Origin of the sequence: Caproicibacter fermentans, from assembly GCF_009746625.1 — a bacterium.
In the GTDB taxonomy this organism is placed as follows: domain Bacteria; phylum Bacillota; class Clostridia; order Oscillospirales; family Acutalibacteraceae; genus Caproicibacter; species Caproicibacter fermentans.
The window spans coordinates 16,153-37,637 of sequence record NZ_VWXL01000100.1 but is presented as its reverse complement, the minus strand read 5'-3'; the positions used below and the strand labels follow the sequence as shown (position 1 = coordinate 37,637).

Below are 21,485 nucleotides of genomic sequence, written 5' to 3'. Positions count from 1 at the left end.
CGGTTTCCGGCTGGGCGGAAGCGGCGGGAAACGTTTAGAAGACTTTTGCGAAAGCACAGCGCGGCGGAAAAGGCCCCCTGTTCTCTTTTGGGTTCTGAATGATTTCCTGAAAACCGGTAAAAATAGGGAAAAAAGGATGTGATCGAAACAATGGAGGAGAACCGGTTCCAATCCTGCTGGCAGACGGTCGCGCCGCCGGAATTCCCAAAGCTTTCGGGCGACTGCAACGCCGACGCGGTCATTGTGGGGGGAGGACTCTGCGGCCTTTTGTGCGCGTATGAGCTGCAGCGCAGGGGAGTGCGGGATATCGTGATTCTGGAGGCGGGCAGGGTCCTGCACGGAACGACCGCGCGGACCACGGCGAAGATCACCTCTCAGCACGGATTAATCTACAGCTCTTTGGAAAAGGGAATGGGAACCAAAGCCGCCTGGCAGTACGCCAAGGCAAATGAAGAGGCGGTTTCCCGCTTTGCTCAGATTGTTCAGACGGAAAAGATCGACTGCGATTTTGTCCCCTGCGACGCATATGTTTTTTCCTGTACGCCGGAGGGCGCGCAGCGGGTGAGGGAAGAGGCGGAAACGGCGAGGAGGCTTTCCATCGACGCGTCGTTTACGGACAAATGCGGCGAGCTGCCGTTCCCGGTGCAGGGGGCGGTTCGTTTTTCCGGGCAGGCAAGGTTTCATCCGATGAAATTTGCCTGCCGCCTAGCGGAGATTCTGCGGGAACGCGGCGTGAAAATTTATGAAAACACCCCGGCCGTCGCTCTGGACGACAACATGGTTCTGACCGGAGCGGGCCGCGTCTACGGCAAAAACGTTCTCATCTGTTCCCATTACCCGTTTACCAACCTGCGCGGGTTCTATTTTGCGCGGATTGTGCAGAATCGCTCTTATCTTGCCGCCTTGAAGGGCGCGCCCGAGCTTTCCGGCATGTATCTCGACTGTGAGGAAGCGGGGCTGTCGTTCCGCAGCGCCCGCGTCGACGGGGAACCGGTTCTGCTTTTGGGCTGGGGTTCCCATAAAACGGGACATGAGACGGACGTGTCCCACTACGGAAAGCTGGAGGAAGAGGCGCAGAAGCTCTATCCCGGCTGTTCGGTCGAATCCCGCTGGTCGGCGCAGGACTGCATGACAAACGACCATATTCCTATCATCGGCCGGTACCGGCAGTTCGGCGACCGGGTTTATCTGGCGACGGGCTTCAACAAATGGGGAATGACGGGCAGCATGGCCGCGGCCGGCATCCTCTCGGATCTGATTCTATCCGGCAAGAGCGAGGTGGCGGATGTTTTCTCTCCGGGAAGGTCGGACTTTCGCCTGCAGGCGGGCAAATTTTTTCAGGAGGCGGCCGACACCGCCGCGAATTTTTTTCACGGATATACGGAAATCCCCAAAGGCGGCGTGGCGCAGTTGAAAAACGACGAGGGCGGTATTGTGGAGTTTGAGGGCGCAAAGATCGGAGCCTACCGCGACACGGACGGCGGTCTGCACGGGGTCAAAACCGTATGCACACACATGCGGTGCCCTTTGAAATGGAACCCGGAGGAGAAAACCTGGGACTGCCCCTGCCACGGTTCCAGATTCGACGCGGACGGAAACATTCTGGAAAATCCCGCGTTCCTCCCGTTGGATAAGAGGGGGCCGGACTGACGGATAAGGGCGCGCGTCGGTTCGAAGGTTGGTATTTCAAGCACAGCGCGGGGGGGATGGTCTACTCCTTTATTCCCGGCCTTTCCGCCGCTCCGGACGGGAGACAAACGGCCTTTCTCCAAGTGATTTCTCCGGAATGGTCCCGCTTTTTCCGTTATCCGGCAGAGTCCTTCCGCGTCGAACGGCACCCGCTTCGCGTCCGGGTCGGGGACAGCGTATTCGGTGAAGCCGGAGCGGCGGTTTCCATCTTTCAGGACGGGATGCGGATTTCGGGCGAAATTGCGTACTCCGCATTTCAGCCGATCCTCAAAAGCTTATACTGCCCCACCGTGATGGGACCCTTCTCCTATCTTTGGTTTTTGGAGTGCAGTCACGACGTCGTCAGCATGAGCCATTCGCTCAAAGGGGAGCTGAACGTCAACGGCGAGACGCTGGACCTGACGGGGGGAACGGGTTACCTGGAGCGGGACGCGGGAAAGTCTTTTCCCAGGGCGTGGGTCTGGTACCAGTCGAACTGCTTCTCCCGCCCCGGGGACGGAGTCATGCTCGCCGCCGCGCGGGTGCCGATCGGTCCGTGGGCATTCAACGGGTTGCTCGGCGTGTGCAGGGCCGGCGGCAGGGAGTACCGGCTCGCAACTTATTTCGGCGGCGGGTTGGAGCGGGTGCAAAGAAAGGGAAACATCGTTTGTATTTCCGCCCGGCAGGGAGAACGCCGCCTGGAAATACGGGTCCGCGCCGGAGCGAGCCGGGAACTGAAGGCGCCGCTGCTGGGGGATATGTCCCGCGCGATCCGGGAGTATCCCTGCTGTGACTCGGCGGTTCGCCTGACCGAAGGGAAAAAGGTCCTGCTGGAGGACCGGGGCGCGTGCGCCGGGTTGGAACAGGTCGGAGGTTTGGACGAATTCTGAAGAGACCGGCGGAAAAATGATGGGGCTGTTGAAATGAATTTGCTATAGCAAGCTGCATAAATCAGCGGCCCGGAAAATAAGAAAATGCGCCCTAAACCGGCGATTCAAGCCTGATTAAGACGCGTTTTTATGCGAAATTTAGAAACTATTTGCGACAGTCCCTTATAAATTCATGGTGAATTTGAAATGCGACCGCCGCATGCCGCAGCTTTCATAAAACCGGTGGGCGCGTTCCCGCTTTCGGTTGCAGCAGACTTCCAGAAGAACGCAGCCGCGCCGCAGCGCTTCTTCTTTCAGCGCCGAGAAAAGAGCCGCCCCGATCCCGTTTCCCCGCAGGTCCGGCTGTACGACCAATTCCTGAATTTCCGCCGCCGCCCCGCAGTGATGCAGCAAAAGCTGGATGTGCAGGCTTCCGAACGCAGCCGCCCGCCCCTGACGTTCGCACATCAGGTAAAGGATTCCGGGGTTTTTCAGGTTGTTGAGATAAATCTGCCGGAAGGCGTCGTGCGGCGGATAACTTTCTTCCAGCGAACAGATCAGTTCATAAGCGGATTCAACATCCTCCGGCCCGGCTTTTCTGATCTTCATACCGATTCCTCCCTTTTCTGGTTACGACCCGCATTCGAGAATTTTAACAATTATAATCCGATCCGCAGAAAAAGTAAACCGGCGGTCATGTCGAATCTGTGAAACCGGAACGGTTATATTTGCGTGAGCCGGAGGAACAATAGGATGCAAAGGAACGAAAGAGGGCGGACAACATGCCGAGCGCGGTGAGATTCAACAGCCTGATTCATGAAAAAAGTCCATACCTGTTACAGCATGCCCGTAATCCGGTGAACTGGTATCCCTGGGGCGACGAGGCTTTTGAAAAAGCGAAGCGGGAAGACAAGCCCGTGTTTTTATCCATAGGATATTCAACCTGCCACTGGTGCCACGTCATGGCGGAGGAGTGCTTTGAGGATGAAGAGGTCGCGGGGGCGCTGAACCGGGATTTTATCAGCATCAAGGTGGACCGGGAGGAGCGCCCGGATGTGGACGGCTATTATATGGAGGTCTGCCAAAGAATGACCGGCTCGGGCGGATGGCCGCTCAGCGTTTTTCTTGACTCGGAGGGCAAGGCGTTTTTTGCCGGGACGTATTTCCCAAAACACGACCGCCCCGGAATGTCCGGATTTCTGACGTTGCTCGGGCAGATTGCCACGCTCTGGAAAACCGACCGGAACCGGATCGCCGGCGCGGCGGAACGCATCGGGCGCGAAGCCGTGTCCCATGCGCAGAGCCCGGCCCCGGTGGATGAAAATATGCCGGAACGCGTGTTTTTGGAGCTTGAACGGCGGTTTGACGCTAAATACGGGGGTTTTTCCGGAGCGCCGAAGTTCCCCTCCCCGCAGAATCTGTTGTTTCTGCTGCGCTTTTATGCCGCCGCCGGAAAGGAAAAGGCTCTGAATATGTGCGAGAAAACGCTCGGCTGCATGCGCCGGGGCGGCATCTACGACCAGATCGGGTTCGGGTTCTGCCGGTATTCGACGGACAGCCGCTGGCTGGTTCCCCATTTTGAGAAAATGCTGTCGGACAACGCCCTGCTCTGCATGGCGTATACCGAGTGCTGGCAGATTACGGGAAAAGAGGAATACCGTCGGACGGCGGAGGAAATCCTTTCGTACCTCACGGGTCGGATGCAGTCGGAAAACGGCGGATTTTACACGGCGGAGGACGCGGACTCCGAGGGTGTGGAGGGAAAGTACTATACCTTTACACCGGAGGAGCTCCGGCAGGCGCTCGGTCCGGACGAAAAGGAATTCAGCCGGTTGTTCGGAATTACGGAAGAAGGCAACTTTGAAGGGAAAAATATCCCGAATCTTTTGTCCGGCGGAATTCCGGAAAATCGGCGGGAGTTTGCCGAAGCCTGCCGACGAAAGGTGCTGGCCTGCCGTTCCGGGCGCGTTCCCCCGTTCCTTGATGACAAAATTCTTCCGTCCCGCACGGGGCTGGCCGTCGCGGCGCTTTCTTTGGCCGCCCGCGCGTTCGGAGAGGAAGCGTATCTGCGAAAGGCCCGCGGCGCTGCGGATTTTGTTCTGGAAAACATGACCGCGCGGGACGGTTCGCTGATTGCCGTTTACCGGGAGGGCCCGTCCCGGGCGCCCGGCTTTGCCGAGGATTACGCCTTTTTCCTCTGGGGGCTGCTGGAGCTGTACGAAGCGGGCCGGGAACCTTGCCGGCTTGAAAGCGCCCTGCGTTTGGAGAAGGTGTTCGCAGAACGGTTTGAGGACCGGGAAAACGGAGGATTCTATTCCGCGGAGGCGGGAGCGGTTCGTTCCCCCGCGCGCGGCAAGGAAATCTGGGATTCCTCCATGCCGTCCGCCAACGCCGTCCACGCGTTCCAGCTGGTCCGTCTTGCCCGTCTGGCGGACAGGCCGGAACTGGAAAAGCGCGCGGCCAGAATTCTGGAAGCGTTTCCGCTGGAATTATCCCGGGCGCCCGCGGCGTGTCCCACCGCGGCCGGCGCGGTTTTGTATCTGCGCGGCGGAGGAACGGATGTCACGCTGACCGCAAGGGACGAAACGGAGCTTGCACCATTTTACGGCGCGATTCACAGCGGTTACTTCCCGTTTCTGACCGCGCGGACAAACCCCGCAAACTTCGGCGCGGGGCGGGAAAATAACGGGCCGCGCGCTTATGTGTGCGCGGGCCGTCGCTGCTACTCTCCGGTTGACGACGCGGATCAGCTTCTGCGCCTGATACATGGAAAAAAATAAATATTTACCAATGCTTGAAACAGATAAATCGGTATGGTAAGATAGAAACGAAAAAAATCGTTTAATAATTAACAAACGAAAAGGGAGGATTTTTTTATGGCGAGATTCACATTGCCGCGCGACATTTATTTCGGAGCGGGCGCAATCGGCGAACTGAAAAATCTGAAGGGTTATAAAAAAGCCTTTATTGTTACCGGCGGACATTCCATGAGAAAAACCGGGTTTTTGCAGAAGCTGGAGGACGTTCTGAAGGAAGCGGGACTGGAAACCAGAATCTATGAGGGCGTGGAGCCGGACCCATCCATTGAGCGCGTTTTTGACGGCGCGAAGGCCATGCGCGAATTCGGACCCGATGTCATCGTCGCGATCGGCGGCGGCTCCCCGATGGACGCCGCGAAAGCCATGTGGGTATTCTATGAATACCCGGACAAGACGTTTGACGACATCAAGGACCCGTTCACCATGCCGAAGCTGAGAAAGAAAGCCATTTTCGTGGGGATTCCCTCCACCAGCGGCACCGCTTCCGAAGTCACGGCGTTTTCCGTTATTACGGATTATTCCACCAATATCAAATATCCTCTCGCGGACTTTGAGATCACGCCCGACATCGCGGTTCTGGATACTGATATTCCGCAGGCCATGCCGAAAACCCTGACCGCCCACACGGGAATGGACGCGCTGACTCACGCGATCGAAGCCTACGTCGCCACGGCCCGTTCCGATTTTTCGGACGCCCTCGCGCTTAAGGCGATTTCCGATATTTTCGACAGCCTGCTCGATTCCTACAACGGCGATAAAGAAGCGCGCGGCAAGATGCACATTGCGCAGTGCCTGGCCGGCATGTCCTTCTCCAACGCGCTGCTCGGCATCGCGCACAGCATCGCGCATAAAACCGGCGCAATGTTCCACATTCCGCACGGCTGCTGCAACGCGATTCTTCTGCCGTTTGTCATAGAGTACAATTCCAGAGCGTGCATGGAGCGCTATGCCCAGATTGCGAAGATGCTCGGCCTGCCGGGTTCGACGGACAAACAGCTTACGGATTCTTTGGTCGAGGCTGTGCGCGCGTTAAATAAGAAGCTCGGCATTCAGCCCACTTATCGTGAAAACGGCGTGAGCGAAGAGGATTTCAAGGCCCATGCGCAGACCATTGCGGAAAACGCGGTCAAGGATCCCTGCACCTCCTCCAACCCGAGAACGACAAACGCGGAGGATATGCTCAAAGTCCTTTCCTGCGCTTATTACGGCGAGGACGTCGCGTTTTAAAAATCCGGACATTATAAAAGCAGCCTGAAAGCGTTTCCGCTTTCAGGCTGCTTTTTTTTGGAGCCGCGGCGGCTACCCCTGCTCCGATTCCTGCGCGCGCTGAAAAAGCTCGCGCATTCGCTTCATATGATACTGGTAAACCGTGCGCGTCTCCTCGTCCGATTCGCCGTTTTCCATCAGGCGAATGGCCTCAACCGCTTTCAGTTCGTCCAGAATCAGCCGGTAAACCGCTATGCTGGAGGAGATGCGAAAAACCTCTTCGTCATTCCAGCGCAGAATTTTTGCTTCGGAGATATAAAGCTCTACCGACCGCGAGATCCGGTCGATTTCTTCGGTTACGGTTTTGGTGCCGGCCGTCTGCTTTTGCGCGGCGTTGCCGATCGCTTCCGCGGTTTTCTTCTTTAATTCCGAATATGTTTTTTTAATTTCCAGCGCATGATTGGGCGGCATCACGACCAGATTGATCAGGACCGCCACGGCGATTCCGAGCAGCGCGGCGCCCGTGCAGGACAGCGCATACTGCCAGGGCGCGTTCCGAGCCGCGCCGAACATGACCGCGGCGAAGGAAAAGCTGGACAGAACCCCGGCGCTCTGCAGATGAAAGAAATGGCACAGGTACAGCGACAGAATCACTCCGATGCCGCACAGGCCCGCGTTGCCCGGCAGGACGGCGGCAAACGCGGCCCCCACGGCGGAGCCGATCACAGCCCCGATCATTTTGTTTTTACCGGCCTTGACGGAAAGATCAATGGATTTTCCCATGGAAATCACTGTGGCGATCACGGCGATGAAGGGTTGATTAAGATGTAAAATATTGGAAACCGCGATGCAGAATGTCACGGCGATCCCCGTTTTGATGATTCGAAGGCCAAGCCGCAAATTCGTCCGGAAAAAACGGAAAAACCGTTCCATAATTCACCCCTTGCCGCTAAAAATGAGCGGAAGAATTTCATCCGGTGTCTCAAGCAGATAGGACGCGCCGTTTTCTTCGAGTTCACGGCGGTCGCGAAACCCCCAGAGAACTCCGGCCGTGTCCATACCGGCGCCTGTGCCTGTTTTCATATCGGTGTTGGTGTCGCCAAGATAAAGGATTTCCCGCGGGTCCGCCCGGAACTTTTTCGCAATCATCAGGGCTCCCTGCGGGGACGGTTTGCGCGGAAGGCCGGGCTGCTGGCCGAAGCAAAATTCAAAGCTATCCGGCGGGAACAGCGAGGCGATGATCGCCTTGGCCCAGGCGTCGGGTTTGTTGGTGAGCACCGCGGCCGGGACGCCCGCCCTTTTCAGCCCCGCCAGCGTTTCCCGCATCCCGGGATATTCCCGCACAAGATGCACCGGGTCGCTTTCGTAAAGGGCGCTGTAAACCCTTTTCAGCTCCGCCGCCTCCCGCTCGGTAAAAGGTTCTTTACAAACGGCGGCAAGCATCCGCCGAATCTGCATATCGGCGCCGTCGCCGACGATTTTCCTGTAATCCTCGTCCGGAATTTCGGGGTATCCGCACTGTTTCAGCGCCGTGTTCGAAAAGTTGGCGATGGAGTAGAGCGTGTTTGCCAAAGTTCCGTCCAAATCAAAGATACATGCACGATACAAAGAATCACCTGTTCGTTTTTACTATTCCGACGTATGTATTTTACAATATTCAGACGTTTTACACAAGTAAAATTATAAAGCGGACTTCCGCCGGGAGAACCGGGGCGTCTCACGCGGGCCGCCGGGCGCCGCTCCCGACGGAGGGACGGAACAAATCCGACGCAACCGAAAGAAAGCTTTTCATTGCCCTTGTCAAATGGCAGTTTTTCTTATAGGCGATAAACACTTCCCTTTTTAACAGATTTTCCTCTTTTGTGTCGATCTTGAAAAAAGCAAGGTTGACGGCGGAATGAGAGTGTTTGATCAGCGAATCGGAGATAAATACGCAGCCCAGCCCCTGAGAGGCGATGTTGACGGCGGTCAGCATCTGATTCAGACGGATGGAGGATTTCGGAGAAAAATTCCTTTCGCTGCACAGGGCTTTCGCTTTCCGGTAAATATCGTGGTCCTTTTTCAAAAGGATAATCGGCAGATCGCGGACCAGGGTAAGGTCAATGCCCTTTGTCTGCGGTAAAAGGTGTTTGTTTTCACAGATATCCTCATTGGTCAGCGCATAGTCCCGCAGCCGGTTCACAATCGGATAGTTCAGCGGGATGGCCAGCAGAATCTGCTCGGTAAACAGGTCGGCGGATGTAAACAGCTTCGGGTCGCAGATGCCGGAATCGACGATCAGATCGATTTTATTGTCCATGGCTTTTTCATACAGCTCCACGGAATCCGCTTCCATAAACTCAAGCGTAACGCCGGGGTGCAGCGCGGCAAACCGGTTGACAATGGAGGGAATGATGAACGACGAAAAGAACGCGGGCCCTGCGACGACAATCTTCCCGGCATTCAGGTTGGAAATGTCGTTTACATAGGAGGATAAGTTTTCCTCGATCTTCAGGATTTTTTCCGCCGCATCCACATAGGCTTTTCCCTCCTCCGTCAGCTCAAGAGTGGAGGTGCTGCGGTCAAAGATCTGAAACCCCAGCCGGGTTTCTATTTTTTTAACCGTCGCGCTCAGGGCGGGCTGAGAAACATACAGATTCTTGGCGGCGCGGGAAAAACTGCGTTCCCGGTAAACTTCGTAAACGTACTTGTAATCCATCATGCCCCGTGATTCCCTCGATATAAATAAAATAATATAGTTCATATACAACTATATATATTTGATTATATAATACATCGCGCATATAATCAATGATGCGGAAAAGATTTACCATGAACAGGAAACGTATCCACTGAAAAAGATACATTTGGGTCAGGGAAAACGTCGCAGAAAACGATTTATCTAAGGAGCGAGCTTGGGGAAATGAAAGTACTGTTTTTAAGAGAAATGGATCAGTCCGGGCGGGACATCCTGCAAAACAACGGAATTGAAGTCCTGGTGAGCCATGGAAACAGCGAAGCGGACTTTATCCGGGATCTTCGAGAGACGCAGGCGGAGGGGATTCTGTGCCGCACGGGAAAGGTGACGCCGGCCATGATCGACGCTTCCGAAAACCTGAGGGTCATTGCAAAGCACGGGGTGGGTCTGGACAATATTGATCTGGATTATGCCACGAAACGGGGAATCCAGGTGGTTTACGCCCCGACGGGAAACTCCAATTCCGTCGCGGAGCACGCCTTGTTTTTAATACTTGCCTGCGCGCGGCGATTTCGTTATGTGGACGAAATCTTCCGCGGAGGCGACTTCAATGTGCGGTATACGCTTCATAATACCTTTGAGTTGCAGGGAATGACGCTTGGACTGCTCGGATGCGGCCGAATCGGACAGCTGCTCGCAAAAAAAGCGGCCTATGGTCTCGGAATGAAAGTCATCGGGTACGATCCCTTCCTCAGTCAGGAAAAGCTGAAAGCTCCGATCCAACTGAAAACAAAGGCGGAGGTTCTCAGGGAAGCGGACTTTGTCAGCCTGCACATGCCGTCGACCCCGCAGACGCGCGGCAGTATTGCCGCCGGGGACTTCCGGCTGATGAAGCCGACAGCGTCATTTATCAATGTGGCGCGCGGCGATGTGGTTGTGGAAAACGATTTGATTGCGGCGCTGCAGGGCGGCGAGATTCTTGGGGCGGGACTGGACGTTTACGACGGGGAGCCGATCGGCCCGGAGCATCCGCTGCTGAACCTGCCGCAGGTGGTGGCTACGCCTCACACCGCGGCGACTACGGAGCAAGCGGTAAAGCGTTGCTGCACGACGGCAGCGCAGGGGATTGTGGAGGTCCTGACCGGCGAAGAGATTTCTTTCCCGGCCAATCATCTGAAAGTGCCGCTTCGCGTGGCGCTTTAAGGATCGCGGGCCCTGGCGGGGAAAACGGATGAGACAATATGCCGGCGCCCGTTTAAACCCCGGAGGGTGAAAGAGAGAGCCGGCGGCGGAGGATGCGCCTTGTTTCGGCTGAAAGGGCCGGCATGGGCGCATTTTTCTGCGTTCAGCTGCGCTTGTGCTATGCTTTGGCAGCGACAGGCGGCCCCGTGGATAGAAAAGAAATGGTATGGAATTTATGAAGATACAGATAAAACTGTGCGGTTCTGTTGGATTTCACGGCTTGTCGAAAACCGTACGGGATTTTTTAACCGAAATTTGAACAGCGAGGAATAAAAATCTGCTTTTCTGCGATTTTTTTTCAAGCTGATGGAGGCCGCTGATTCATTTTGGAAGAGGGCCAATAAAAATTTGGGATGTTTTTTAATGTATCTTATCTATTGCATTTCTAAGATTCTTTTTATATAATGAAAGCATCTACAAAAAGGGAACAGCATCTGCCGCCGCTGGTTTTTCGGGCGGCAAGAATATGAGGCCGGCCCCAGGGGGCGGCCTCAACCAGGGGGACGGGATTCCATGCGCTTTTTAGGCGCGGGCGGACAGAACGGGCGGCTGATGGTTTCTTCAATTTGGACGCTGGCTTGGCCGACCGTTCTGGAGCAGGCGCTGCAGACGGCCGAAACCTATGTGGACACGGCGATGGTGGGGCGTCTCGGTGCCGGAGCGTCTGCGGCGGTGGGCCTTACAACGACCAGCACGTGGCTGATCAACAGCCCGATGTTCGCGCTTTCCATCGGCGTGCTTTCCTGCATCGCGAAGGCGGACGGGGCTGGCAACCCGAAAAAAGTGCGAACCGCGGCGGCGCAGTCGGTGTGGCTGACGCTGCTATCGGGCGCAGTGCTCGGCGTTGCGGGCATGGCCCTGAGCCCTGTTCTGCCGATTTGGCTCGGCGTGCAGCCTGAAATTTACAGGGACGCTTATCTTTATTTTTTCATCACCAGTATGCCCATGCTGATGCGGGCCGCGATGATTTTGTTCGGAGGGGTTTTGCGCGCGGTGGGGAACACTCGGTCTCCGCTCATTGTGAATGTAATCGCCAATCTCATCAATATCGTGCTGAACGCGCTTTTGATCTACCACCCGACAAAACTGGCAGGCGGACTCGTGTTTCCCGGTCTGGGCCTTGGGGTAGCGGGTTCCGCGGCGGCGACCGCGATTGCCCAGGCGTGCGGGGGAATCCTGATGTTTGCCGCTTTTTGCCGGGACGAACGGCTCACCCCGCGCGGCTTCGGCCTGCGAATCAACCGCGGTGTGATGAAGGAGTGCGTCCGCGTGGCCTTGCCCATCGCGGGAGGACGGGTCTCCGCGTGTTTTGGTCAGGTTCTGTTCACGGGACTGGTATCCCGGCTCGGCACGCTGGCGCTTGCCACCCACACCATCGCGCTCGCCGCCGAGGAGGCGTTCTATGTGCCGGGCTACGGAATGCAGACTGCGGCCTCCACGCTGGCGGGCAACGCGGCGGGGGAGGGCAGCAAAAGGGCCCTGCGCCGTTCCTCCCTGACCATCACGGCGCTCGCCGTGGGCATGATGGGCGGCATGAGCCTGTTCCTTTTTCTGTTTCCGTCCCACGTGATGCGCATTTTTACCCGAAATGCCGACGTGGTGAACCAGGGCGCCGTACTTCTGCGCATGATCGCGCTTTCAGAGCCGATGTTCGCGGTGGCGATTATTATGGAGGGCGTGTTTAACGGTCTGGGAGACACCCGCGCGCCGCTGTTTTTTTCCATCTTCTGCATGTGGGGCGTAAGGATCGGGGGGACGGTCTTTTGCGTCAGGCTGCTCGGCCTCGGGCTGGTGGCCGTCTGGGGCTGCATGATCGGTGACAACGTCACCCGCTGCGTCCTGCTTTCCGTCCGATTCGCGCGCGGTTCCTGGGAAAAATGCTTCAATCGGCCCTGCAACGCTCCGGACGAATCCGGGCTTGATGCCGCCTGAAATGAAACTTTCCAGTACGCAATTCAGGACGAATTGAAACTCCACGCAGGGACGGCGGGACTTAGCCCTTGATCCCGCCGGTCTGCAATCCTTTCACAAAATATCTTTGAAAACAGATAAAGATGATCAGTACCGGAATTAAGCTTGCAACGGACATGGCGAAAACATAGCCCCACTGCGTGAACTGATGCTCGCCAAAAAAACCTGCAATAGCAATCGGAAGAGTTCGTTTCGCGTTGTCGTTTATGACCGTCAATGCCCAGGGATACTCTTCCCAGGCGGTGAGAAAATTGAAAATGCTTACGGACGCGATCGCCGGACCTGAAAGCGGTACGGCGATCGCCCTGAAAACGGTAAATACGCTCCCGCCGTCCATATAGACGGCTTCGTCGAAGTCGCGCGGAATCCCCTCGATGAATCCCTTGATCATAAAGGTGGAAAACGGAATGACCCACGCGACATAGAAGGGGATCAGTCCCCATAATTTGTTTGTAATATGGAGAAAAGTCGCTAGCTCAAACTGCGGGACAATCAGCGCTGTACCGGGAATAATCATGGTTGCGATCACCAGGCCGAACAGCATTCTTCTCCCCGGAAACCGAAAACGGGCAATGCAGAAAGCAAGGGACGCTGATATGGCGGCGGCCAGCGCGACTGTCAGAACCGAAACGAGCAAGCTGTTTATAAAATTGATATAAAATTTTTGCTGCTGGAAAATATAAATATAATTTTCGACAGTGATATTGCTTTTACTGGGAAAGAAATGAGGCGGATATTCATAAAGCGCCCCATTGGGCTTAAGGGACGTACTGAGCATATAGATCATCGGCAGCACGGAGACAAGCCCGCCCAAAGATAAAGCAAAGTACATCAATAATTCGGAGTATCTGATTCTTTTCATAGGCACGCGTCAATCTCCTTCGTCCCTGTTTTTCATTGTCCTGAACTGCAGCACCGCGAGGAAGACAAGCACAACTGCGACAATAAAGGAAAGAGCGGCGGCATAGCTGAACTGTCCCTCGTTAAAAGCCTTGTAATACATCCATGTTAAAACGGTTTCCGTTTGGTGCATCGGCTTGCCGTCCGTAATCATTTTAATGGACGTGAAGACGTTGAATCCGCCTATGGTCAGCATCACCAGCGCGAACAGGGTCGTACTTTTGATGCTTGGGAGCGTAATGTAGAAAAATTTATGCACGGCGCCGCAGCCGTCAATCGACGCGGACTCGTAAAGGGCTTTCGGCACGTTTTGCAGAGCCGCCAGGAAAACAACCATATTCCACCCCACGCCCTTCCAAATTCCAAGAAGCATGGCGACGGTAAGCCCGCCCCAGCGGCTGTCCAGCCAGGCGATGTTTCCTTCTGTCGCGCGGATCACTTGCGACAGAAAGTAATTCAACATCCCTTCCGTGTTGAAAATGTATTTAAACACAAGGGATACGATTACCCACGAAGTGATAACCGGAAGATAATAAATCACCCGAAAGCCAACCTGAAAGCGGGGAAGTCCGTTGATCAGGACGGCCGCCAGAAGGCCCGTCGCCATTTGAGCCGGTACCGTAACCAAGGTGTATAGTAATGTGTTTTCAAAGGAAACCCAGAATGTCCGGTCTGATAAGACCATTTTATAGCTCTGAAAACCGACAAAGGCATCTGCCGGAGAGGAGCCGTAGCCGCTTTGGAAAAAGCTCATGAAAAGCAGTTTCCCGATCGGATAAATGGTAAACACCGCGAACATGAAAATTCCGGGCAGTAAAAGCAAAAAGATCTGCAGCCTGTTTTTCAGCGATTTTGCCTCCATGACGCCATCCTTTCCCATCACAACTCTCCAGATAGCAATTTCAGCCGACTGTTGACGAAACTGCCGTTGTTGGTTTATACTATTTTAGTAATTCATCAACTTGAGGCGCAAGCGAGTCAAGTGTTTTTTGCGCATCCGCTCCATCCTTTACAATGGCGGTGACGGCGGTTGTCAGCTGATTGTCGATTTCAGTCCATTTTGCCACCGGGGGACGCGCTTTGGCGCTTTGAATCGCATCCAGGAACGGCGCGAAGGACGCTTCTTTGACCGTAGCGCTTTCCAGCGCCGCTTTGTTGACGGGAATCAGCCCGCATTTTGCCATTTCCTCCTGAGCGAACTCACCGGTCATGAATTTCATAAATTTCCATGCGCCCTCCTTGTTCGCCGAAGAAAACATGCCGATATCCTCGCCGCCCAGAACGGAATGGGACCCTCCCTCTCCGGCGGGTACGTCCGCCGTCCCATAAGAGAACGCGGGATACGCCCCTTTTAGTTCGGAAATTTTCCATGGCCCTTCCAGAAGCATGGCATAACGGCCTGTTCCAAAACCGTCGGTCATGGGGATATCTCCGCTGTTGAAGCCGGTCAGCGCTTTGTTTTTATATAGATCGGCAAGCATCCGGACTGCTTTTACTGTTTTCGACCCGTTTAAATACCCCGAGGCTTTTGTATAGTCGCTGTTTGTAATTTCGCCGCCCATGCTCCAGATATAAGGAAGTACATTCCAGCCTGCCAGCGCGGGTTCCGTGCATCCCCATACCTGCTGGCCGCCGCTGTTTTTGCCCGAGAGTTTTTTGGCCGCCGCGGCGAAGTCCTCCATCGTTTTCGGGACGGGTACGCCCGCTTCTTTCAACGCGTTTTTGTTGTAGAACAAGATCTTTGTGTTGGTATTGAGCGCCAGCGCGTAGTAATTTCCGCCGATTTTTGCCGTGCTCATGGCGTTTTCCAAAAGGCTGCCGGAATACTGAGAATAATCGCTCATTTCCTGATCAACGGGGACAAGAATATTGAGCTTTTGGAATTCAGGAACCCAGGCGATATCCAGCCGCGCGACGTCAGGCAAGGTGTGGGCGTTGGCGCTGACCAGTATTTTGTCATGAAGCTTTGCCCATTCATAGGATGTCGCGTTGATCTTATAACCCGGATTCTCTTCTTCGAATTTGGGAATCAATACTTTCGTTAGAGTTTCGTTCTCCGGAGATTGTGCACTGTAATGATGCCAGAAGTTTAACGTAACGGTTTCTTTTGGCGCGTTGTTTTGGGAAGCCGCTTGACTTCCCTGCCGGTCTGTGGATGATGGACTATTTTCTGGCGTTTGCCCGGAACATGCAGTCAGTGCTGTCAACATTATGACTGATGAAAGGGTAAATGCCAGAATTTTTTTGCCCGCTTGCTTTTTCATGCTTCACACCACTTTCTGAATATAAATTTTTACGGAACAGGGCGCCATGGTTGTTTGAAGCTTGCTTTCGTACCGCACGATGTCGTCATTGTAATAGCTTTCTCCTTTCTGGGTTTTTTCGGAAGACACCGTCTCTTTGCTCAGCAGGTCGAACCATTCGCTTTCCGGTTCCAAAAGAGGGACAGCGGCGTTTTGTTTCCGGTTGGTCGGATTTATAACGATATAGAGGCTCTGCCCCCGATCGGACCGGATGAATCCGTAAAGTCCCGTTTCAGAGCTGCAAAGATTGGCGCAGTAATTTCCCCGGATCAGCGCGCCGTATTTTTTTCGGACCCGAATCAGCCTGCGGTACCAGGCGAACAGCGCATGGTTTTGCCGGGCGCCGTCCCAGTTCATGGCCCGCCGACAGTCCGGGTCGTTTGCTCCCGTCAGGCCGATTTCATCCCCGTAAAAGACGGCCGGACAGCCCGGAAATGTCATCATGAGCGCGACCGCCAACTTCAGCTTTTGCAGATTTCCCCCGCAATCGTACAGAAAACGAGGCGTATCGTGACTATCCAGCAAATTATACATACATCGGCGGGTTTCTTCCGGATACAGGGACAGCATACGGTTGACGCGGTGATCAAATTCCGGAGCGTCGATTTTTCCTTTTGCCAGCCAATCGGTCACGGCGTTTTTGAAAAGATAGTTCATCGCTCCGTCCAGACGGTTGCCGAGCACCAGACGGCCTGCGTCGCCCCAGCTTTCCCCAATCAGCACGGCTTCCGGGAAATCCTTTTTCAGCGCTCCGGAAAAGCGTTCCCAAAACCGTCCCTCTATTTCGTCCGCTACGTCTAGCCTCCAACCGTCAATCCCGCATTTTCCGACCCAGTACTTACCGACATTTACGAAGTAATCGCAGGTCTCCGGGTTGGAAAGATTCAGCTTCGGCATCCATTTATAATATCCGACGCATTCATAATTCGGCGGGTCGGACTTTACAGGAAATTCAAGCGGGAAAAACCAGCTTTTATATTTTGACCGTTCTCCGTTTTTCACCAGGTCCTGGAAGGGCGGAAAATAATAACCGCAGTGATTGAACACTCCGTCCAGAACAATTCGAATCCCTTGTTTGTGGCACTGATCGGTAAGCGCTGTCAAATCTTCCTCCGTGCCGAATTGCGGATCTATTTTGTAATAATCAATCGTATCATATTTATGATTTGACGAGCCATGAAAGATTGGAGTCAGATAGAGGCATGTAATTCCAAGCTTTGAAAGATAATCGATACTGTCGATAATACCCTTCAGGTCGCCGCCCATGGTATTGCCTCGGCTTGGGGATGACCCCCACGGCACGGTATCCGGGGGATCGTTGCTTCTGTCTCCGTTTTGAAAGCGTTCCGGGAAAATCTGGTAATAAATCTGTCGTTCGCACCACTCGGGCGGGTGAGGTCCATCGCCCGCATTGGGGTAAAGATATTCGAAATAATTTTCATCCGGTTTGGTCGGCTGTGCTCCCTGCGCCCCGTACCATACGGTCTGGCTGCCGTCGCTCAGTTCAAAATAGTACCTTATGTAGCAAGCTGTTTTCTGAAAAACGGCTTTGCCGGAAAAATAATCGTGCTCCCGGTCGCGCAGGGTGCATCGCATTGGAATTCGTCGGATTTTTTTGGGGGCTTCATCCCTTCGCCAGAAGACCAAAAAACAGGATTTCAAATCTTTTCTTGCGGCCTGAAAGCGAAAGACCAGTTTCTTTGAATGAACCGGATAAACGAAGCTTTCCACAGGCCGATGTGCCAGAGCCGCTTTATTCACCGTCTTGCCTCCTTCGATTCCTTTTTGTGGATTCCCGTTCAATAATTTTTGTGGAAATCAAAATCTGCCTGCTGCTCATATCTTTGTCTTTGATCTTCCGTATTAATATGGAAGCCGCCTGTTCGCCCAGCCCGAAAGTATCGATATCCACCGTCGTGATGGAGGGCTCCGAAAGCTCGGTCACCGGCGTATTGTCAAAGCTGATAATGCCGAACGCTTCGGGGACCGGAATCCCGTTTTGCCGCGCCGCGCGGAGTGCGCCCACCGCCAGGTAATAGTCGCTGCAGATCGCCGCGTCCGGGGGATGCTCGGCTTGAAACATCCGCGACATGACGTCCAAGCCGCTACCCACGTCGGAATTGCAATGGCGGATCCGCTCTTTCAGGACGGGAAGCCCCAGCTCGTTCAGCGCGCGGCTATAGCCGGTAATGCGGTCCTGATTAAAAATTTCTTTACTGCCGCTTGACAAAAACGCAATGTTTTTGTAACCGTTTTCCACTAAGTGATGAACCGCAAGAGTTCCGCCCTGAACGTTATTGATATCCACCCAGCTGTTATCGGCGTCGAGCATCCTTGGGTCGCCTAAAACGACATATGGAAATCGGATTTTATTCAATTTCCCGATTAAGGTGTGGCTAATTAAGGAATTCGGCAAAATGATGCCGTCAACTTTTTTCCCGAATACCAATTTGTCGGCTGAGGTCGTATTCCCCTTTTGCATGTGACCGTTGGTTATAATCAGGTTAAAATTATTTTCATGCGCGATTGTTTCAATGCCGAACACGCTGTTGTTAAAAAAGTTATTGGAAAAAGAACGGGCTTCTATCACGTCAATGACCAAAGCGATCGCGGACGTGCTGCCGTTTGCAAAGCTTCGCGCCGTATCGTTTGGGACATAATCCAGCTTTTTCATGACTTTTAAAACCCGATCCCGTGTTTCCTCTGAAATGACTCCCTTATTGTTGATAATGCGTGAGACGGTGGACGAAGAAACCCCCGCGGCTTTCGCCACATCGCGAATTGTAGCTGACATATTTCCTCCTGTGCAACCGGTGTACTAAAATAGCACCGATGTTTTTTTAAAATTTCTGTAATAATCAAAGATAATCAATATAACTTTGCGGTTGTGCATTAATATTGTTATTTAATTTATTCTTAATTAATGCAACCGGTTGCATTAATTAGATTATAACATTCTCGAGACATTTGTCAATATATTTTTTCCGGATCGTGAATTTTTTATGTTGATTGTCACGAATATCAGACTGCGGAAAAAAGTTAACTTACCGGGCCGGATGCCGCCGGGTTTGAAGCGGGGCTCCGTTTGTCCCGACCGGGCCGGATCGCGCTGGTCTGTTCCGCCGCCGCAAGAACGGGCAGGAAAGAGATAGAGGTAATTTGCTCAAAAGAGCCGGGGGGGAGGAACATGAAGGGGCAAGCGCGCAAGACGAACGCACGGCGGCGGCGCGGCCTTGGAAGAACCCGAGCGTCCGCTCTTGCAAAACAGCCATACTGATGCTACCATATTTACAGAAAAAGCAAAATGTTGGAAGAAGGCTTGGTAGCTTGGACAGGCCAAAGCATTTAATAAGGAAACGGCTGAACAGCCTGCTGTTCTCGATTGATACATACCCTCTCACCATTGTGGAAGCGCCCGCCGGATACGGGAAGACGACCGCCGTGAAAGACTATCTCTCGGGCCGGCGGGACGACGTGGTGTGGCTTTCTTTCCAGAGAATGCACGGCTTGTCGGAAATTTGGTCGCGCTTTGCCGAGGAAATGGGGAAACGCGACCCTTCGATTGGGGCAAAGCTGGCGGAACTGGGTCCCCCGGCGGATACTCCCCGAAGGGAAAAAGCGTTCTCCATTCTGAACGAACTGGAACTGAAGCGGTCTGTGGTCGTGGTGCTTGACAATTACGAGCTGGCGGTGGGAACCGGACTGACGGAGCTTCTTCTGCGGCTGGGGGAAGAGGACATCGAAAATCTGCACCTGGCGGTGCTGACCCGCGATACATCGGACTTTGACCTTGCTCTCTCACTTGCACGGGAACGGTGCTGTGTGATCTCGCGGGCGCAGCTGAAATTCACGGCGGACGAGGTGCGCGGCTACTGCATGCTGACCCAATTCCGGATTACCGACGACGCGGTCAATAAACTGATTGTCTATGCGGACGGCTGGATCAGCCTGCTTTACGTTATGCTGGCCGGCATGGAAAAGGGAATCCCGATCGGGATGACCCCCACGCTGGATGAATTGATCGACCAGACGCTTTTCCAGGTACACAATGAAAATATCCGCCATTATTTGCTCCAGCTTTCCGTGATGGACAGCTTCACGGCGCGGCAGGCGGATTCTGTGACGGGCCGCCAGGATTCCTACGAGTTGTTGCGGATATTGCGAAAAAAGAACGCGTTTATTCAGTATGACGGGCAGGAGCGGCTTTACCGCATCCATCCCGTTCTGCTGGATTTTCTTCGCGCGCGGCAGAATTTTTCATCGGAAGAGGAACGTGCCCTTTACGCGCGCCTGGGAGAATGGCTCCTGCAGGAAAACGATCTGCGGCCGGCCTATTCCTGCCTTGCCAGGGCGGGAAAAACCGAGCGGATTCTTTCCCATATGAACCGCACGTTACCCATCCGCAACCTTTACACGGATTTTGACGGAGCAGACGAGGTGTTCGAGTCCGGCTCGCAGGAACTGCTGACCGAGTATCCGGTTGCCTATCTGCGGTATCTGTTCTTTTCCATGGTGTCCGGCAAAAAATCGGTCGTTGCGGACCTGCCAAGGCGGCTGGACAGGCTGGAAGCCGTTTTCCGGAGGAAAAAAGGAATCGGCGGAGTTGAACGGGATCGCATCCTCGCTGAAATTCTTTGTGTGCGCAAATTCACCGCGTTCAATCGTTTAAAGGCGATGCATGCCTACAATGATGAGATTCTGCGCCTTTTAAACGGACGTCAGTCATCCATCATGCTTCAGGTTAATGAGTTCACCTTCGGTTTGCCGCACTATCTCTACCTTTATTTCCGCGACGCGGGTTCGCTCAAAAGCCTTGCCGAACTGAGCCAATACAATTTCCATCCCGCCTTTTCCGACGGGTGCGGCATCGGAAGCGACTCGCTTGCGCTGGCGGAGCTTGCCTGCGAGACCGGCGATTTCCGGACGGCGGTCTCTGAGAGCCGAAAAGCGGTCTATAAGGCGGAAACCAAGGCGCAGATCAGTATTATGATCTGCGCGCGCTTCTGCGGGGCGCGGGCAAATTTCGCCTTGGGACAATTACAAACGGCAAGGGAACTGCTGCGGGCCCTGCGCGAGGACGCCGAGAAGCAAAGCAATCCCATTTATCTGTCGATGGCGAGGCTGTGCGAGGGGTATTTCTGCGTTCCGCTGGAAATGCCGATTCCGCAATGGCTGAAGGACGGTCGACTTTCCTCGCTGAGCCTGTATTTCGGCGGCATGGGGTTCGACAGGCTGGTCTACGGAAAGGCATTGCTGGCGCAAGGCGAATACCTGAAGCTGGAGGCGCTCTCGGACAGCTTCGACGCGTCGTTCTCCGTCTTTCAGAATCGATTGGGTTTCCTGCACGGCGCAATCCTGAGAGCGGCGGCAAAAGCTCATCTCTCCAACGCGGAGGCCGCCGTGCCGGAGCTTATCCGAGCGTTGGACATGGCGAAGCCGGACGGCATTGTCCTGCCGTTTGCGGAGTGCGCAAGGCATCTCCTGCCGGTTTTCCGGGCCCTGCCGAAGAAAGCGCACGAGGATACGTTTGCACGCCGGGCTCAGGAAATCTGCGCCTCCTATCTGGAAGCCGTTCGCCCGCTGCTCTCAGAGGACCGGTCCCTGACCGCGCGGGAAATTGAGGTCTTACGATGCCTGGACCGCGGACTGACGCGAAACGAGATCGCGGACCGGCTTTTTATCTCTCCCGGCACGGTTAAAACGCATCTGCGCGCAATCTATCAAAAGCTTGACGCCGACGGGAAAGTCTCCGCTCTCCGGGCCGCCCGGCAAAACGGTTTGCTCTGACGCTCCGGCATGGCCCGCCCCGGAAACAAAAAATACCCCAAAT

At 54.5% G+C, this 21,485-nt stretch carries 16 protein-coding genes; 7 read left to right on the top strand and 9 right to left on the bottom strand.

Annotated features, from left to right (window positions below; all coding sequences use genetic code 11):
• Positions 1-138: 138 nt before the first annotated feature.
• Complete coding sequence (locus CAFE_RS16640; RefSeq protein WP_139104169.1) at positions 139-1,650, top strand: FAD-dependent oxidoreductase; 1,512 nt, start codon at positions 139-141, stop codon at positions 1,648-1,650.
• Between the two features lie 56 nt (positions 1,651-1,706).
• A complete protein-coding gene (locus tag CAFE_RS16635; protein ID WP_156991249.1) occupies positions 1,707-2,558 on the top strand; it encodes a tocopherol cyclase family protein in 852 nt (283 codons plus the stop codon).
• A 162-nt stretch (positions 2,559-2,720) separates the two neighbouring features.
• Here CAFE_RS16635 and CAFE_RS16630 read toward each other — a convergent pair whose 3' ends face one another.
• The gene (locus CAFE_RS16630; RefSeq protein WP_156991248.1) at positions 2,721-3,146 is read right to left on the bottom strand and encodes a GNAT family N-acetyltransferase; all 426 of its coding nucleotides are present in this window, start codon (positions 3,144-3,146) and stop codon (positions 2,721-2,723) included.
• 173 nt (positions 3,147-3,319) lie between these two features.
• Between CAFE_RS16630 and CAFE_RS16625 the strand changes: the two genes are divergently transcribed.
• Together CAFE_RS16625 and CAFE_RS16620 are read left to right on the top strand one after the other, a co-directional pair.
• Entirely contained in the window at positions 3,320-5,317 is a 1,998-nt protein-coding gene (locus CAFE_RS16625) for a thioredoxin domain-containing protein (RefSeq protein WP_156991247.1), read from the top strand.
• Positions 5,318-5,413: 96 nt separating this feature from the next.
• Positions 5,414-6,583 carry an iron-containing alcohol dehydrogenase gene (locus tag CAFE_RS16620; protein ID WP_066650353.1) on the top strand — a complete coding sequence of 390 codons (1,170 nt, stop codon included), beginning with the start codon at positions 5,414-5,416 and terminating at the stop codon, positions 6,581-6,583.
• Positions 6,584-6,655: 72 nt separating this feature from the next.
• Here the strand turns inward: CAFE_RS16620 and CAFE_RS16615 are convergent, their stop codons facing one another.
• The 3 genes from CAFE_RS16615 to CAFE_RS16605 form a co-directional block, all read right to left on the bottom strand.
• Positions 6,656-7,495 carry an FUSC family protein gene (locus CAFE_RS16615; protein ID WP_156991246.1) on the bottom strand — a complete coding sequence of 280 codons (840 nt, stop codon included), beginning with the start codon at positions 7,493-7,495 and terminating at the stop codon, positions 6,656-6,658.
• A gap of 3 nt (positions 7,496-7,498) precedes the next feature.
• The gene (locus CAFE_RS16610; RefSeq protein WP_156991245.1) at positions 7,499-8,170 is read right to left on the bottom strand and encodes an HAD family hydrolase; all 672 of its coding nucleotides are present in this window, start codon (positions 8,168-8,170) and stop codon (positions 7,499-7,501) included.
• Between the two features lie 109 nt (positions 8,171-8,279).
• Entirely contained in the window at positions 8,280-9,263 is a 984-nt protein-coding gene (locus CAFE_RS16605) for a LysR family transcriptional regulator (protein WP_066650363.1), read from the bottom strand.
• Between the two features lie 201 nt (positions 9,264-9,464).
• Here CAFE_RS16605 and CAFE_RS16600 point away from each other — a divergent pair, with 201 nt between their 5' ends.
• Together CAFE_RS16600 and CAFE_RS16595 are read left to right on the top strand one after the other, a co-directional pair.
• Positions 9,465-10,442 (top strand): hydroxyacid dehydrogenase, encoded by a 978-nt coding sequence (locus tag CAFE_RS16600; RefSeq protein WP_156991243.1) that lies wholly within the window; start codon positions 9,465-9,467, stop codon positions 10,440-10,442.
• A 552-nt stretch (positions 10,443-10,994) separates the two neighbouring features.
• On the top strand, positions 10,995-12,413 hold the full coding sequence (locus tag CAFE_RS16595) for an MATE family efflux transporter (RefSeq protein WP_156991242.1): 1,419 nt from the start codon (positions 10,995-10,997) through the stop codon (positions 12,411-12,413).
• 61 nt (positions 12,414-12,474) lie between these two features.
• Here CAFE_RS16595 and CAFE_RS16590 read toward each other — a convergent pair whose 3' ends face one another.
• The 5 genes from CAFE_RS16590 to CAFE_RS16570 all read right to left on the bottom strand — a co-directional run bounded on the left by CAFE_RS16590 (position 12,475) and on the right by CAFE_RS16570 (position 18,449).
• Positions 12,475-13,314, bottom strand: a complete 840-nt coding sequence (locus CAFE_RS16590) for a carbohydrate ABC transporter permease (protein WP_066650367.1) — start codon at positions 13,312-13,314, stop codon at positions 12,475-12,477.
• Positions 13,315-13,323: 9 nt separating this feature from the next.
• On the bottom strand, positions 13,324-14,232 hold the full coding sequence (locus CAFE_RS16585) for a carbohydrate ABC transporter permease (protein WP_066650369.1): 909 nt from the start codon (positions 14,230-14,232) through the stop codon (positions 13,324-13,326).
• 61 nt (positions 14,233-14,293) lie between these two features.
• The gene (locus CAFE_RS16580) at positions 14,294-15,616 is read right to left on the bottom strand and encodes an extracellular solute-binding protein (protein ID WP_066650371.1); all 1,323 of its coding nucleotides are present in this window, start codon (positions 15,614-15,616) and stop codon (positions 14,294-14,296) included.
• Between the two features lie 3 nt (positions 15,617-15,619).
• Complete coding sequence (locus tag CAFE_RS16575) at positions 15,620-17,416, bottom strand: glycoside hydrolase family 13 protein (RefSeq protein ID WP_166525170.1); 1,797 nt, start codon at positions 17,414-17,416, stop codon at positions 15,620-15,622.
• Entirely contained in the window at positions 17,409-18,449 is a 1,041-nt protein-coding gene (locus CAFE_RS16570; protein WP_066650375.1) for a LacI family DNA-binding transcriptional regulator, read from the bottom strand. The genes CAFE_RS16575 and CAFE_RS16570 overlap by 8 nt, the downstream gene beginning before the upstream one ends.
• Positions 18,450-18,982: 533 nt before the next feature.
• On the opposite strand from CAFE_RS16570, the gene CAFE_RS16565 reads away from it, so the two are divergent.
• On the top strand, positions 18,983-21,442 hold the full coding sequence (locus CAFE_RS16565) for a helix-turn-helix transcriptional regulator (protein WP_066650377.1): 2,460 nt from the start codon (positions 18,983-18,985) through the stop codon (positions 21,440-21,442).
• Positions 21,443-21,485: the final 43 nt, after the last annotated feature.

Coding starts and splice junctions, on each gene's coding strand:
- CAFE_RS16635 (WP_156991249.1), top strand. CDS start 1,707: ATGGTCTACTCCTTTATTCCCGGCCTTTCCGCCGCTCCGGACGGGAGA.
- CAFE_RS16630 (WP_156991248.1), bottom strand. CDS start 3,146: ATGAAGATCAGAAAAGCCGGGCCGGAGGATGTTGAATCCGCTTATGAA.
- CAFE_RS16625 (WP_156991247.1), top strand. CDS start 3,320: ATGCCGAGCGCGGTGAGATTCAACAGCCTGATTCATGAAAAAAGTCCA.
- CAFE_RS16620 (WP_066650353.1), top strand. CDS start 5,414: ATGGCGAGATTCACATTGCCGCGCGACATTTATTTCGGAGCGGGCGCA.
- CAFE_RS16615 (WP_156991246.1), bottom strand. CDS start 7,495: ATGGAACGGTTTTTCCGTTTTTTCCGGACGAATTTGCGGCTTGGCCTT.
- CAFE_RS16605 (WP_066650363.1), bottom strand. CDS start 9,263: ATGATGGATTACAAGTACGTTTACGAAGTTTACCGGGAACGCAGTTTT.
- CAFE_RS16600 (WP_156991243.1), top strand. CDS start 9,465: ATGAAAGTACTGTTTTTAAGAGAAATGGATCAGTCCGGGCGGGACATC.
- CAFE_RS16595 (WP_156991242.1), top strand. CDS start 10,995: ATGCGCTTTTTAGGCGCGGGCGGACAGAACGGGCGGCTGATGGTTTCT.
- CAFE_RS16590 (WP_066650367.1), bottom strand. CDS start 13,314: ATGAAAAGAATCAGATACTCCGAATTATTGATGTACTTTGCTTTATCT.
- CAFE_RS16585 (WP_066650369.1), bottom strand. CDS start 14,232: ATGGGAAAGGATGGCGTCATGGAGGCAAAATCGCTGAAAAACAGGCTG.
- CAFE_RS16580 (WP_066650371.1), bottom strand. CDS start 15,616: ATGAAAAAGCAAGCGGGCAAAAAAATTCTGGCATTTACCCTTTCATCA.
- CAFE_RS16570 (WP_066650375.1), bottom strand. CDS start 18,449: ATGTCAGCTACAATTCGCGATGTGGCGAAAGCCGCGGGGGTTTCTTCG.